Annotated in this window: 12 protein-coding genes and 1 pseudogene; 10 read left to right on the plus strand and 3 right to left on the minus strand. The window is 70.0% G+C overall.

What is annotated here, in order from left to right; translation table 11 throughout:
• From A9O63_RS05245 to cysW, 4 genes and pseudogenes are all read left to right on the plus strand, one after another.
• Positions 1-202: pseudogene (locus A9O63_RS05245) on the plus strand (sulfate ABC transporter ATP-binding protein); the annotation flags it as partial.
• Positions 199-1,191: a sulfate ABC transporter substrate-binding protein gene (locus A9O63_RS05250; RefSeq protein ID WP_069330980.1), complete on the plus strand. Its 993-nt coding sequence runs from the start codon at positions 199-201 to the stop codon at positions 1,189-1,191. The pseudogene A9O63_RS05245 and the gene A9O63_RS05250, both read left to right, overlap by 4 nt.
• On the plus strand, positions 1,188-2,045 hold the full coding sequence (gene cysT / locus A9O63_RS05255) for a sulfate ABC transporter permease subunit CysT (protein WP_009565155.1): 858 nt from the start codon (positions 1,188-1,190) through the stop codon (positions 2,043-2,045). The genes A9O63_RS05250 and cysT overlap by 4 nt, the downstream gene beginning before the upstream one ends.
• Positions 2,042-2,881 (plus strand): sulfate ABC transporter permease subunit CysW, encoded by an 840-nt coding sequence (gene cysW, locus A9O63_RS05260; protein WP_069330981.1) that lies wholly within the window; start codon positions 2,042-2,044, stop codon positions 2,879-2,881. Before cysT ends, cysW begins: the two co-directional genes overlap by 4 nt.
• 61 nt (positions 2,882-2,942) lie before the next feature.
• Here the strand turns inward: cysW and A9O63_RS05265 are convergent, their stop codons facing one another.
• Positions 2,943-3,956, minus strand: coding sequence for a substrate-binding domain-containing protein (locus tag A9O63_RS05265; RefSeq protein ID WP_069330982.1), 1,014 nt, complete (start codon positions 3,954-3,956; stop codon positions 2,943-2,945).
• 218 nt (positions 3,957-4,174) lie between these two features.
• Here A9O63_RS05265 and A9O63_RS05270 point away from each other — a divergent pair, with 218 nt between their 5' ends.
• From A9O63_RS05270 to A9O63_RS05290, 5 genes are all read left to right on the plus strand, one after another.
• Complete coding sequence (locus tag A9O63_RS05270; RefSeq protein WP_069330983.1) at positions 4,175-5,224, plus strand: ABC transporter substrate-binding protein; 1,050 nt, start codon at positions 4,175-4,177, stop codon at positions 5,222-5,224.
• A gap of 58 nt (positions 5,225-5,282) precedes the next feature.
• Entirely contained in the window at positions 5,283-6,080 is a 798-nt protein-coding gene (locus A9O63_RS05275; protein ID WP_069330984.1) for an ATP-binding cassette domain-containing protein, read from the plus strand.
• A 2-nt stretch (positions 6,081-6,082) separates the two neighbouring features.
• Positions 6,083-7,321, plus strand: coding sequence for a sugar ABC transporter permease (locus A9O63_RS05280; RefSeq protein WP_069330985.1), 1,239 nt, complete (start codon positions 6,083-6,085; stop codon positions 7,319-7,321).
• Between the two features lie 12 nt (positions 7,322-7,333).
• Positions 7,334-8,062, plus strand: a complete 729-nt coding sequence (locus A9O63_RS05285) for an SDR family oxidoreductase (protein ID WP_009565148.1) — start codon at positions 7,334-7,336, stop codon at positions 8,060-8,062.
• Positions 8,063-8,135: 73 nt separating this feature from the next.
• Positions 8,136-9,770: an FGGY-family carbohydrate kinase gene (locus tag A9O63_RS05290; protein ID WP_069330986.1), complete on the plus strand. Its 1,635-nt coding sequence runs from the start codon at positions 8,136-8,138 to the stop codon at positions 9,768-9,770.
• Positions 9,771-9,861: 91 nt separating this feature from the next.
• On the opposite strand, the gene A9O63_RS05295 is transcribed toward A9O63_RS05290, so the two are convergent.
• On the minus strand, positions 9,862-10,293 hold the full coding sequence (locus A9O63_RS05295) for a hypothetical protein (protein ID WP_235836930.1): 432 nt from the start codon (positions 10,291-10,293) through the stop codon (positions 9,862-9,864).
• A gap of 395 nt (positions 10,294-10,688) precedes the next feature.
• Between A9O63_RS05295 and A9O63_RS05300 the strand changes: the two genes are divergently transcribed.
• Entirely contained in the window at positions 10,689-12,380 is a 1,692-nt protein-coding gene (locus tag A9O63_RS05300) for an FAD-dependent oxidoreductase (RefSeq protein WP_069330988.1), read from the plus strand.
• Between the two features lie 34 nt (positions 12,381-12,414).
• Here A9O63_RS05300 and A9O63_RS05305 read toward each other — a convergent pair whose 3' ends face one another.
• A complete protein-coding gene (locus A9O63_RS05305) occupies positions 12,415-14,076 on the minus strand; it encodes a methyl-accepting chemotaxis protein (protein ID WP_069330989.1) in 1,662 nt (553 codons plus the stop codon).
• Positions 14,077-14,200 lie beyond the last annotated feature (124 nt).

Below are 14,200 nucleotides of genomic sequence, written 5' to 3' on the forward strand. Positions count from 1 at the left end.
CGGGCTCGAAGGCCCCGCGGGCTGCCGCGCCGAGGCCGAGGTGCCGCGCCGCACCGCCACCGGCCTCGCCCCCGGCCAGACCGTCCGGCTCGAGGCGCAGGCCGGCCAGATCTTCCCCGGCCAGACCCATCTCGGAGGCGGCATCTCGGCCATGGCCGCCCCCTCCGCCGACAGACCGATCCTGAAGGAGTCCCACCTGTGAAAAGCCCCATCCTCGCCGCGATCCTGGCCCTCGGCCTTGCGGCCCCCGCTGCCGCGCAGGACAAGATCCTGAACGTCTCCTACGACATCGCCCGCGAGCTGTTCGAGGCGATCAACCCCGCCTTCGCCGAGAAATGGAAGGCCGACACCGGCCGCGATGTCACCATCGACCAGTCGCACGGCGGCTCGTCCAAGCAGGCGCGCGCCATCCTCGAGGGGCTGCCCGCGGATGTGGTCACCTTCAACCAGGTGACGGACATCGACGTGCTGGCCGAGGCCGGCATGGTGGACGAAAACTGGCGCGAGGCCTTCCCGAACGCGGCCTCGCCCTATTACTCGCTGCCCGCCTTCCTCGTGCGGAAGGACAATCCCAAGGGGATCGAGGACTGGGACGATCTGGTGAAGGAGGGAGTCGAGGTCATCTTCCCGAACCCCAAGACCAGCGGCAATGCGCGCTACACCTATCTCGCGGCCTATGCCTATGCGCTGGAGGCGAACGGCGGCGATCAGGCCAAGGCGCAGGAGTTCGTGAAACAGCTCTTCGCCAACGTGCCCGTCTTCGATCAGGGCGGGCGCGCGGCTACCGTGACCTTCGCCGAGAAGGGCATCGGCGACGTGCTCATCACCTTCGAGGCCGAGACGGGCGGTATCGCCGCGCAATATGCCGATCAGGGCCTCGTGCGGGTCACGCCCTCGCTCTCGCTCTATTCCGAGTTCCCGGTCGCCATCGTGACCGAGAATGCCGAGCGCAACGGCTCGGCCGAAGTCTCCAAGGCCTATCTCGACTTCCTCTACGCGCCCGAGGGGCAGAAGATCCTCGCCGAACATTTCTACCGGGTGCATGACGAGACGGCACAGGCCGCCTTCGCCGCGAACTTCCCCGAGGTGAAGCTCGTCGATGTCGACAAGACCTTCGGCGGCTGGGAGAAGATCAAGTCCGAGCATTTCGCCGAGGGCGGCATCCTCGACACGGTCTTCGTGAACCAATGATCGCGCGCACCGCACCCGGCCCGGCCCGCCGGTCGAAACGGGTCCTGCCCGGCTTCGGCCTGACCATGGGCATGGTGCTGACCTATCTGGGCGTCATCGTGCTGCTGCCCGTGGTGGCGCTGGTGCTGAAGGGGGCCGACATCGGCCCCGCCCGCTTCTGGGCCATCGTCACCGCGCCGCGCACGCTGGCCGCGCTGCGGCTGACGCTGCTGGCCGCGGGCATCGCCACGGTGGTCAACACGCTCTACGGGCTTCTCATGGCCTGGGTGCTGGTGCGCTACGATTTTCCGGGCAAGCGGTTCCTCGACGCGATGGTGGACATTCCCTTCGCGCTGCCGACCGCGGTCGCGGGCCTGTCGCTCTCGGCGCTCTTCGCCGCGAGCGGCTGGTACGGCGCGATCCTCGAGCCCATGGGCATCCAGGTGGTCTACACGATCTGGGGCGTGGCCGCGGCCATGTCCTTCACCTCGATCCCCTTCGTGATCCGCACCGTCCAGCCGGTGCTCGAGGATCTCGACCCGCAGTTCGAGCAGGCGGCGGTGACGCTGGGCGCCCATCCCTTCACCATCTTCCGCCGGGTGATCCTGCCCGCCATCGCGCCCGCGCTGCTGGTGGGCGTCACCCTCTCCTTCGCCCGGTCGCTGGGCGAGTTCGGCGCCGTCGTCTTCATCGCGGGCAACCTGCCCATGAAGACCGAGATCGCTTCGCTCCTCGCGGTGATCCGGCTCGAGGAATATGACTACAACGGCGCGGCGGTGATCGCGCTCACGCTATTGGCCATCGCGCTGGTGCTGCTCGGGGCCTCGAACCTGCTGCAGGCGCGGGCCCTGCGCTACAAGGGGAAACAGGCATGAGCACGGCCCCCCTCACCGCCCCGGGCGCACTCGCCCCGCGGGCAAGCCGGCTCGGGCCGCGCCTGCTGATCGGGGCCGCGCTGCTTATGACCCTGCTCATGGTCGTGGTGCCGATGGCCTTCATCTTCCACCGCGCCTTCGCCGAGGGCTGGCGCCTCTTTGCCGAGAACATTCTCGCGCCCGACACGCTCCATGCGATCGGGCTCACCACGCTGGTGGCGGTCATCGTGGTGCCGGTGAACGTGGCTTTCGGCATCGCCGCCGCCTGGGCCATCGCGCGCTTCCGCTTCGTCGGGCGCAAGACGCTGCTCACGCTGATCGAGATCCCCTTCTCGATCTCGCCCATCATCGCGGGCATCTGCTATCTGCTGCTCTACGGCCGGCAGGGCCTTCTGGGCCCCACGCTTCTGTCGCACGACATCCAGATCCTCTTCGCGCTGCCCGGCATCGTGCTGGTCACGCTCTTCGTGACCTCGCCCTTCGTCGTGCGCGAGGTGCTGCCGCTGATGCAGGCGCAGGGCTCCGAGCAGGAGCAGGCGGCGCTGACCCTCGGCGCGTCGGGCTGGCAGGTGTTCCGCCGGGTGACGCTGCCGAACATCCGCTGGGCGCTCCTTTACGGCGCGATCCTCTGCACCGCGCGGGCGGTGGGCGAATATGGCGGGGTGTCGGTCGTCTCGGGCAACGTGCGCGGCCAGACCAACACGCTGCCGCTGCAGATCGACCTCCTCTTCAACGATCTGAACGTGGCGGGCGCCTTCGCCGCGGCCACCACCCTCACGCTTCTGGCGCTGGTGATCCTCGTCCTGAAGACGGTGATGGAGAGCCGGCGCGGCTGAGGCCCCTAGACAACCTCTGCCGCTGCCGCGGCGAGGCGTCCGGCGTAAGGACCGCCGGCGGTCAGAGGTGGCGGCGCAGGATCGTCGGCACCTCGATCCGCAGCCCCGCCTCCGGCGCATGGCCGATCAGGCGGAAGACCTCCTCCAGCATCCCCGCCACATCCTGCTCGACCATGCCCACGCAATCGGGCAGCAGCGCCGCGAACGGGTCCCAGTCGAAGGTGCCGATCTCGACCGGCGCCGGCGGCGACTGGCGGCGGAGCCAGCGGACCACCCCTTCGAGCGTGATGGTGGAATTGACGAAGAGGCCGCGCGGCAGAGCGCCCGCCCGCGCCTCGAGCGCGGCCTCGGCCTTCTCGGCCGCATAGCCGCAGGCGAGGATCGCGCTCTCGGGAAGCGGGATGCCGCGGTCGGCGTGGGCGGCGCGGAAGCCCCGGATCCGCTCGGCCGTGTTGTGATCCGACGGACGCCCGCCGATGAAGAGCAGCGGCTCGTGCGGGGCGCGCTCGAGAAGCAGATGCGCGAGATCGCGGGCGCCGCCGAAATTGTCGGACACGACCGAGGGCGCCCGTCCGCCCGGCAGGTCGAGATTGATCGCCTGCACCCCGGCCGCGGCGCAGAAGTCGCTGATCCGGTCGGGGTCGGTGGCCCCCGTCGCGATCAGGCATTCCACCTGATAGGAGATCATCTCGCGCGCGGCCTCGAACTCCAGCTCGGGGTCGCGCTGGGTGCAGGTGATGACCGGAAACAGCCCCTGCGCCCGCGCCCGCGCCTCGAACCGCTCGGCGATGGCGCCGAAATAGCGGTTGTCGTATTTCGGCATGATCATGCCCACGATGTTCGACTTCTCGCGCCGCAGGACGCTGGCCTGCAGATTGACCGAATAGCCCTGCTCCTCGGCGACTCGCAGGATGCGCTCGGCCAGCCGCTCGCTGATCCGCCGCTTCTTCCACGTCCCGTTCAGCACCGCCGAGACCGCACTGGCCGAGGCCTCGGCCAGCGCCGCCAGATCGTAAATCGTTGTGCGGCGGGCCGCATTCCGCGATCCCGGTTCCGGCTTGCCCTTCTCGCCCACGTCGGCCCCTCCCCCAGAGAGCATCTTGACATCGCCCGTGCCTCGTAACAATCATGCTACATCGATTGAGCACGGTTGCGCAATCGATAGCGCCAGTCCGTCCGGCGGCGGAGGGAGGAGAGGATCTGCGGCCCAGCCGCCCCGCGACCCGCGACGGCGGGCGCGGTGCTGTCTCCATCCCGGTCGGCCCGGAGGCGCCTGACATGTGGAGGAGAGACATGACCAGCAGAACCTTCGCCCTGGCTGCGGCCTCGGGCCTCGTGGCCGGCCTTTTCGGCGCCGCCGCTTCCGCCCAGGAGGCCGCCACCGTGGCCTTCCTGATGCCCGACCAGGCATCCACCCGCTACGAGGAGCACGACTTCCCCGGCTTCCAGAAGTCGATGGGCGAGCTCTGCCCCGACTGCACGGTGATCTACCAGAACGCCAACGGCGACGTGGCGCTCCAGCAGCAGCAGTTCAACTCGGTCATCGCGCAGGGCGCGAAGATCGTGGTGCTCGATCCGGTCGATTCGGCCGCCGCCGCCTCGATGGTCGAGATCGCCCATTCGCAGGATGTGAAGGTGATCGCCTATGACCGGCCGATCCCCGCCACGCCCGCGGATTACTACGTCTCCTTCGACAACAAGGGCATCGGTCAGGCCATCGCCCAGTCGCTCGTCGATCATCTGAAGGCCACGGGCGTGCCGGACGGCGCGGGCGTCCTGCAGATCAACGGCTCGCCCACCGATGCGGCCGCGGGCCTCATTCGCGACGGGATCGACGCGGCGCTCGACGCTTCGGGCTACAAGACGCTGGCCGAGTTCGACACGCCGGACTGGGCTCCGCCGAAGGCGCAGGAATGGGCCGCGGGCCAGATCACCCGCTTCGGCGACGAGATCAAGGGCGTGGTCGCGGCCAACGACGGCACCGGCGGCGGCGCCATCGCGGCCTTCAAGGCGGCGGGCGTGGATCCGGTTCCGCCGGTCACCGGCAACGACGCCACCATCGCGGCGCTGCAGCTCATCATCTCGGGCGACCAGTATAACACCATCTCGAAACCCTCCGAGATCGTGGCCGAGGCCGCGGCGAAGGTGGCCGTGACCTTCCTCAAGGGCGAGACCCCCGAGGCCAAGACCACGCTCTACGACACGCCGGCCGAGCTCTTCGTGCCTGCGGTGGTGACGGCCGAGAACATCAAGGCCGAGATCTTCGACAAGGGCATCCAGACCGCGGCGGAAGTCTGCACCGGCGAATATGCCGAAGGCTGCGCCAAGCTCGGCATCCAGTGAGCTCCCGGGCGCCTGTCCCCGGCGGACGGGCGCCCCTCTTCCAGAAAGGCAGATCGCGATGACCCTGATCTCCGCCGAGGAGCGCGGCCAGCCCATCCTGCGGCTGCGCGGCGTCTCGAAGCAGTTCGGCGCCGTCTCGGCGCTCGCCGACATCGAGCTCGACATCCATCCGGGCGAAGTGGTGGCGCTGGTGGGCGACAACGGCGCGGGCAAGTCCACGCTGGTCAAGGTGCTGGCGGGGGTCCATCAGCCGACCTCGGGCACCATCGAATTCATGGGCAAGCCCGTCACGCTCGACAGTCCGAGCAAGGCGCTCGACCTCGGGATCGCGACCGTGTTTCAGGATCTCGCGCTCTGCGAGAACCTCGACGTGGTGGCGAACCTCTTCCTCGGCCACGAGCTGTCGCCCTGGCGGCTCGACGAGGTGGGGATGGAGGTCCGCGCCTGGACGCTCCTGCGCGAGCTGGCGGCCCGCATCCCCTCGGTGCGCGAGCCCATCGCCTCGCTCTCGGGCGGACAGCGCCAGACCGTGGCCATCGCGCGCTCGCTGCTGCTCGATCCCAAGATCATCATGCTCGACGAGCCCACGGCCGCGCTCGGCGTGGCGCAGACGGCCGAGGTGCTGAACCTGATCGAGCGCGTCCGCGACCGCGGGCTCGGCGTCATCATCATCAGCCACAACATGGAGGATGTGCGCGCCGTGGCCGACCGGATCGTCGTCCTCCGGCTCGGGCGCAACAACGGCACCTTCCCGGCCGACACGTCGAACCACGAGCTTGTCGCCGCCATCACCGGCGCGACCGAAAACTCCGTCTCGCGCCGTCAGGCCCGCAAGCAGCAGGAGGCCCAGGAGTGACCATGGATCCGAAACCCGAGGCGCTCGACCGCGGCGACAGCCGCCTGCGCCACGACGAGGGGCTTCTCGGCGCCGCGCGCGCCTTCTTCGACCGCGTACGCTCGGGCGATCTCGGCATGCTGCCGGTGCTCGTGGGGCTCGTGGTGATCTCGACCGTCTTCTCGACGCTGAACCCGGTGTTCCTCGCGCCGAACAACCTCGTGAACCTGCTCTTCGATGCGGCCACGGTGGGCTTCATCTCGCTCGGCATCGTCTGCGTGCTGATGCTGGGCCAGATCGACCTCTCCGTGGGCTCGATGAGCGGCCTCGCCTCGGCGATGATCGGGGTGCTCTGGGTCAACATGGGCTGGCCGCTGCCCGCGGCCATCGCGGCGGCGCTCGGCTTTGGGGCGCTGGTGGGGCTGCTCTACGGCGTGCTCCTGAACCGGTTCGGGATGCCCAGCTTCGTCTCGACCCTCGCGGGCCTTCTCGCGCTGCTGGGGCTGCAGCTCTACATCCTCGGGCCCACCGGCTCGATCAACCTGCCCTATGCCTCGGTGCTGGTGCGGTTCGGGCAGATCTATGTCATGCCGGACTGGCTCTCCTATCTGCTGGCGCTGCTGCCGGGGGCCGTCCTCGTCTATACGGGGCTGCGCACCATGGCGCGGCGGCGAGCGGCGAACCTCTCCTCGCCGGGCCTCAGCGTCCTTCTCGTCAAGGCGCTCGTCCTGACCGCGGCGCTTCTCTTCGCAGCCTATTACCTGAACCTCGGCCGCGGCATCCCGTGGATGTTCGGCCTGTTCGTGGCGCTCGTGCTGGCGATGAACTACGGGCTGACGCGCACCCAATGGGGCCGCTCGATGTTCGCCGTGGGCGGCAATGCCGAGGCCGCGCGCCGCTCGGGCATCGATGTGCGCAGGGTCAATGTCTCGGCCTTCATGCTCTGCTCGACGCTGGCGGCGCTCGGCGGCATCCTCGCCTCGGCCCGGCTCGCCTCCTCGAGCCAGCAGGCCGGCACCGGCGACGTGAACCTCAATGCCATCGCCGCGGCCGTGATCGGCGGCACCAGCCTCTTCGGCGGCCGGGGCAGCGCCTATTCCGCCCTGCTCGGGATCCTCGTCATCCAGGCGATCTCGAACGGCCTCACGCTTCTCAACCTCAGCTCGTCGCTCCGCTACATGATCACCGGCGGCGTGCTGGCCATCGCCGTCATCGTGGACTCGCTCGCCCGCCAGAGCCGGGTCAGCCACGGACGCGCCTAGAAAGGACCCATCATGGCAGAGCTCATGCAAGGAAAGGTGGCCGCCATCACCGGCGCGGCCTCGGGGATCGGGCTGGAATGCGCGCGCACCCTCGTGGCAGAGGGCGCCACGGTGGTGCTGATCGACCGCGCCGAGGACCGGCTCAAGGCGCTCTGCGCCGAGATCGGGCCGCGCGCCCTGCCGCTCGTCGTCGATCTGCTCGACGGGCCGCAGGTCTCGGGGATGCTGCCGCGCATCCTCGAGCTGGCGGGCTCGCTCGACATCTTCCACGCCAATGCGGGCGCCTATATCGGCGGGCAGGTGGCCGAGGGCGATCCCGACGCCTGGGACCGGATGCTGAACCTCAACATCAACGCGGCCTTCCGCTCGGTCCATGCCGTCCTGCCCTACATGATCGAGCGGAAGAGCGGCGACATCCTCTTCACGAGCTCGGTCGCGGGCGTGGTGCCGGTGGTCTGGGAGCCGATCTACACCGCCTCGAAATTCGCGGTGCAGGCCTTCGTCCATTCCACCCGCCGGCAAGTCGCGCCGCATGGCGTGCGCGTGGGCGCGGTGCTGCCCGGGCCCGTGGTGACGGCGCTTCTCGACGACTGGCCCAAGGCCAAGATGGAGGAGGCGCTGGCCAACGGCTCGCTCATGCAGCCGAAGGAAGTGGCCGAGGCCGTGCTCTTCATGCTCTCGCGCCCGAAGGGCGTCGTGATCCGCGACCTCGTGATCCTGCCGCACAGCGTCGACATCTGACCCGCGCCTCCGGGCGGCCCCCTTCGGCGGGGCGCCGTCCGGCCCCGGCGCGCCTCCCGCGAAAGGCCCCTCCATGACCCAGGATCCCTCCCGTCCCGCGCCCGGCGCCGGTGACGTGCTTCTCGGCATCGACGTCGGCACCGGCAGTGCGCGCGCGGGCCTCTTCGACCGCGCGGGCCGGATGCTCGCCTCGGCCAAATGCGACATCGCCATCTGGCGCGCGCCGGGCGCCATGGTCGAACAGTCGAGCCGCGACATCTGGCAGGCGGTCTGCCGCGCCACCCGCGCGGCTCTGGCCGAGGCGGGGCTGCCGCCCGAGGCGGTGGGCGGCGTGGGGTTCGATGCCACCTGCTCGCTCGTCGTGGTGGGCGAGGGCGGCGCGCCCCTGCCCGTCGGGCCCTCCGAGGATCCCGAGCGCAACATCATCGTCTGGATGGATCACCGCGCCGTGGCGCAGGCCGAGCGGATCAATGCGCAGGGCCACGAGGTGCTGCGCTATGTGGGCGGCCGCATCTCGCCCGAGATGGAGACGCCGAAGCTTCTGTGGCTGGCCGAGAACCGGCCCGAAATCTTCGCCCGCGCCTGGCAGTTCTTCGACCTGGCGGATTTTCTCGGCTGGCGGGCGACGGGCGATCTGGCGCGCTCGACCTGCACCGTCACCTGCAAATGGACCTATCTCGCGCATGAGAGCCGCTGGGATGCGGGCTATTTCCGGCAGGTGGGGCTCGGGATGCTGGCCGACGAGGGCTTCGCGCGGATCGGCGCCCGGGTGGTGGAGCCCGGCACGCCGCTGGGCCGGGGGCTGACGGCCGAGGCGGCGGCGGAGCTCGGCCTCTGCCCCGGCACGCCGGTGGGCGCGGGGCTGATCGATGCCCATGCCGGCGGCATCGGCACCGTGGGGGCCGAGGGCACGCCCGAGCGCGATCTGGCCTATGTGTTCGGCACCTCCTCCTGCACCATGACCACCACGCGCGAGCCCGTCTTCGTGCCGGGCGTCTGGGGCCCCTACCGCTCGGCCATGGTGCCCGGCATGTGGCTGAACGAGGGCGGCCAGTCGGCCGCGGGGGCGGCGATCGAGCAGCTTCTGTCCTTCCACCCCGCCGCGGCCGAGGCCGCGCGCGCCGCGGAAGCTATGGGCGAGGCGCTGCCCGTCCATCTCGCCCGGCTGGCCACCGAGGGGCTCGCGGACCTCTCGCAGGTGGCGGGCCGCGCCGAGGGGCTGCATGTGGTGCCCGAATTCCTCGGCAACCGCGCGCCCTTCGCCGACCCCCATGCAAGGGCGGTGATCGCGGGCCTCGGGATGGAGCGCGACCTGCAGAGCCTCGTTTCGCTCTATGTGGCGGGGATCTGCGGCATCGCCTACGGGCTGCGCCAGATCCTCGAGGCGCAGGAGCGCGCGGGCGCGCCGGTCGAGCGGATCGCGATCTCGGGCGGTGCGGGCCAGCTCGACATGGTGCGCCAGTTGCTGGCCGATGCGACGGGCAGGCCCGTGCTGGCGAGCGCCGTGGCGGAGCCCGTGCTGCTGGGCTCGGCCATCCTCGGCGCGGTGGCGGCCGGGCACGAGCCCGACATGACGGCCGCCATGCAGCGCATGTCGCGCACGGCCGAGCGCTACGAGCCCGCCGGGGGCGCCATCGCGACGCTGCACGACCGCCGCTATGCGGCCTTCCTGGCCCTGCAGGAAGCGGCCCGGGCCGCGCGAGGCTGAAGGGCCGGTCGGGGATGGAAGCGGAAGAGCGGGGGCTTCGCGCCCCCGCACCCCCGCGGGATATTTGGGCCAGAATGAAAGCAGCGGAAGGTCAGCCGCCCATCGCCTCGTTGTCGTCGGGCAGCGCGTCGAGGGGGGCGATGCGGTAGACCACATCCTTGCGCAGCACCGCACCCTCGGCCTGCAGGCGCGAGAAGGCCGGAATCGGGATCAGCCGCAGCCCCCCGCCCTCCATCGGCAGGCCCGAGCCGAGCAGCCGGTAGATGCCGAGATCGATCAGGTCGAGCCGGAGCGAATCCTGCCCCGGCAGGAACAGCACGAGGCGCAGCTCGCGCGGGCCTGCGGGGGCGATGGTGATGAGCATCCGGTCGGACGGCGGGACCTGTGGCGCGGTGGAAGCGAGCGTCACCAGCGCCCGGTAGCGCGCCAGCCCCTGCGCGAGATAGGCCACGAGCGCCTCGGCCACGCGGAGCGCAGGCGGCACCTCGGCCTCGGTCAGCCAGTGGTCGGGGGGCTGCGGCACCGTCGGATGCGGCGCGGTTGCCGGTGCGTCGGGGCGCGCCCCGGCACGCCTCCCTTCGGCGGATCGCGGGGTCTGCATCGGCAGACCGGACAGGCCTTCACTCGGCATCGCGGCACCTCGTCAACAAGCGGGGGACAGCCTTTCGTCGGATGTCCCGGGGGGATTATACCCGTCCAACGGCGGAGGCAGGTCCCCGGTGCCGCGCCGCGGCACGGACATTTTGCCGCGGCCCGCGGCGGGGCGGCGGGACCGGACTGCCTCCCTTTTCCGCTCCGGGCGCGATCTGCGGCAAGAGCCATGCCAGAGGACGCGCCCGGGCGGGGCTGCGACGGCATGGACCCTCGCCTCCGCCGCTTCGGGAGGCGCAGTTACTGGCGCGCAAGGACCTGAGGGCTATGCTGGGGCTCGCAACCGGGAGAATCGTCGTGACGTCACGGATCGTGGTCTTGGGCGGGGGCTTCGGGGGCATGTATGCCGCCCGCGCCCTCAAGCGCCGGCTCGGCAGTGCCGCCGAGATCGAGCTCGTCAATGCCGAGAACTATTTCGTCTTCCAGCCCCTTTTGCCCGAAGTGGGCGCGGGCTCGATCACGCCCGCCCATGCGGTCTCGCCGCTGCGCTTCCTGCTGCGCGACGTCTTCGTGCGCAAGGCCACCGTCGACAGCGTCGACTTCGAGCGCCGTCTGGTGACGGTCTTTCAGGGCGTCCAGCGCCGCCCGACCGAGATCGGCTACGATCATCTGGTGATCGCGCTCGGACAGGCGGCCGATCTGTCGAAGATGCCGGGGCTCGAGGAACATGCGCTCACCATGCGCACGCTCGAGGATGCGCGGCGGCTGCGCGCCCATGTGATCGGCCAGCTCGAACATGCGCAGATCACCCGCCTGCCCGAGGTCAAGCGCGGCGCCCTGACCTTCTGCGTGGTGGGCGGCGGCTTCTCGGGGATCGAGACCGCGGGCGAGATGAAGGATCTGATCGACCGCTCGCTGAAGTTCTATCCCGACATCGACCCGTCCGAGGTGCGGATGATCGTCGTGGAGTTCGCCGACCGGATCCTGGGCGAGATGTCTCGGGGCCTGGCCGATTATGCGACGCGGACGCTGAGCGAGCGCGGGATCGAGGTCAAGCTCGGCACCGGCGTGGCAAGCGCGACGGGGACGCAGCTCGTGACCACCACGGGCGAGGTCATCGACACGCGCACCATCGTGGCCACCATCGGCAATGCCCCCTCGCCCGTCGTCCGCCGGATGGGGCTGCCGTCCGAGCGGGGGCGGATCTCGGTCGACCGCACGCTGGCGGTGAAGGGGCGCCGCGACGTCTGGGCGCTGGGGGACTGCGCGCTGATCGCGCTGAAGGACGCGCCGCAGGGGCCGCGCGACTATGCGCCGCCCACCGCGCAGTTCGCCGTGCGAGAGGCCGAGCAACTGGCCGAGAACATCGCCTCCACCATCATGGGCGGCACGCCGCAGCCGTTCGACTATCGCTCGAAGGGGGCCCTCGCCTCGCTGGGCGCGCGCAAGGGCGTGGCGCAGGTCTTCGGCCTCGAGCTGAAGGGCTTTCCGGCCTGGCTCCTGTGGCGCTTCTACTATCTGGCCTTCCTGCCCGGCCTCACCACACGGATCTTCGTGCTTCTGAACTGGTTCATGGACGGGATCAGCCCGCGCAGTGTCGTGCAGCTGCACACGCGCAGCGTGCCGCCCACCCGCTATGTCCGCTACCGCGCGGGCGACGTGATCTATGAGGCGGGCAACCGCTCGGACGGATTCTATACCGTGGTCACCGGCGCGGTGGAGATGACGCGGACCGACCCCGAAACCGGCCTGCCGCAGATCCGCACCATCGGGCCGGGCGGCCATTTCGGCGAGCGGCTGATCCTCGGGGCCACGCGGCGGCACACCAGCGTGCGCGCGGCCGAAGACACGAAGGTGCTGGTGATGGACCGCGAGGAGTTCCTGAAGCTCGCCGACAGTTTCCAGGCCTTCCGGGACTATTTCGCCCCCTACATGGCCCGTCATGGAATGGAATGGCCGCCTCTGGGCGAGACGGAGGGTCAGGCGGCCCCGACGCCGGTGCCGGTGGAGAAGGGCTGACCGGCCGCCCCGCAGGGGACGGCCGGTCGCGGGATCAGCGGCCCTGACGCTGGAAGGCCCGGTCGAGATCGTCGTCCGACCCGTCGAGGCTGAAGCTGAAGCCGCCCGGCGTGACCTTCGAGGGGCTCGGAGCCACCGCAGCGGCAGGGGTCTTCCGCCCGCCCTCGACGATGCGGAGCTGCGGCGCCGCAGGGGCCGGGGCGGCGTCGGCGAGGCGGAAGAAGGACACGGTCGCCTCGAGCTGCTCCGCCTGACCCGACAGTTCGTTGGCGCCGCCGGCCAGCTGCTGGGAGGCCGAGCTGTTCTGCTGGGTCACCTTGTCGAGCTGCTGGATCGCCGTCGCCACCTGCTGCGCCCCGGCCGCCAGTTCCCGCGAGGCCACCGAGATGTCGGTCACGAGCCGCGACGTGTGCTCGATGTCGGGCACGAGCTGGCTCAGCATCTCGCCTGCGCCGGTCGCCGCCCGGACGGTGCCCGCCGAAAGCTGCGAGATCTCGGCTGCCGCGGCCTGGCTGCGTTCGGCGAGCTTGCGCACTTCGGAGGCCACGACGGCGAAGCCCCGCCCATGCTCGCCCGCCCGCGCCGCCTCGACGGCCGCATTGAGGGCCAGAAGGTCCGTCTGGCGCGCGATCTCCTGCACCATCAGGATCTTGTCGGCGATCGACCGCATGGCGCCCACCGCCTCTTCCACGGCAGCCCCCGAGGCGCGCGCGTCTTCTGCCGCCTTCGAGGCGATGCGTTCGGTCTGCATCGCATTGTCGGCGGCCTGCTTGATGTTCGCGGCCATCTGCTCGACCGAGGCCGAGGCTTCTTCCGTGGCCGAGGCCTGCTCGGTCGCACCCTGGCTCAGCTGCTCCGACGTGGCCGCCATCTCGCCGCTGCCCGTGGAGACCTGACGGGCCACCGTCGAGACGCCGCCCACCACCTCGCGCAGCTTTTCCACCATGAGGTTGTTCGACTTGAGAAGATCGGAAATCTCGTCGCGGCCGTGGGCATCCGCCTGGGCGCTCAGGTCGCCGGCCGCCACGCGCTTCGACAGATCGAGCGCCCGGCGCAGGCCGCTGGCGATGTTCATGGTGATCCAGACGGCAGCCGCAATCCCCACCACGCCCGCAAGCGCCAGCAGGCCGATCAGCATTTTCTTCGCCTGCGCCATGTAGCTCTGGACCTCCCGCTCGGCCGCTGCAAGCGTCTCAAGCTGCCGGGCGACGAAGGCGGCGGCCAGTTCCTCGCGCTTCTTCTGGGTCGCCAGATAGTCGCGGTCGAGCAGGAGGTTCGACGCGCCCTCCAGATCGTTCTTCTTCGAGAATTCGATCGCCTTGTTGTTGATCTCGGAGATGCCCTTTCGGAGCGCCGTGTATTCGTCGAGCAGGGCGCGGTTCTCGGGGCTCAGGGTCGCCGCCTCGAGCGCCTCCATGGCGGCCTTCTGCTGCGCCCGCGCCTCGGCCATCTCGTCCTCGAGCCGGCGCATGGCCTCTTCCTCGCGGGTGATGAGATGCTCGCGGATCGCAGCCTTCAGCCGAAGCTGCGCGGAGTTCAGCTCCTGAACCCTGATCGTGTTCTGAACCTGGCTCTCCATCATTTCGGCGAGCTGCGCGTCGATGTGGTTGAAATCCCGCACCGCCACCGTGCCGGCGATGCCGGAGAGAAGAAAGACCGCAAGGAACGTCGCGGCGAGCTTGAGCTTGATCGTCATGATGGGCCTCTATCCTCGTAATGAACCTGCATCCGAGATGCGCTCAAAGGGCCCTTCAGGTCGAGCGCTCCACCGGTATGGATGGGACGATCTGGCGGAGGCGCTTCCGCCCTGCGGTCGGGGC

Origin of the sequence: Cereibacter johrii, from assembly GCF_001720585.1 — a bacterium.
Classification (GTDB): Bacteria; Pseudomonadota; Alphaproteobacteria; order Rhodobacterales; family Rhodobacteraceae; genus Cereibacter_A; species Cereibacter_A johrii.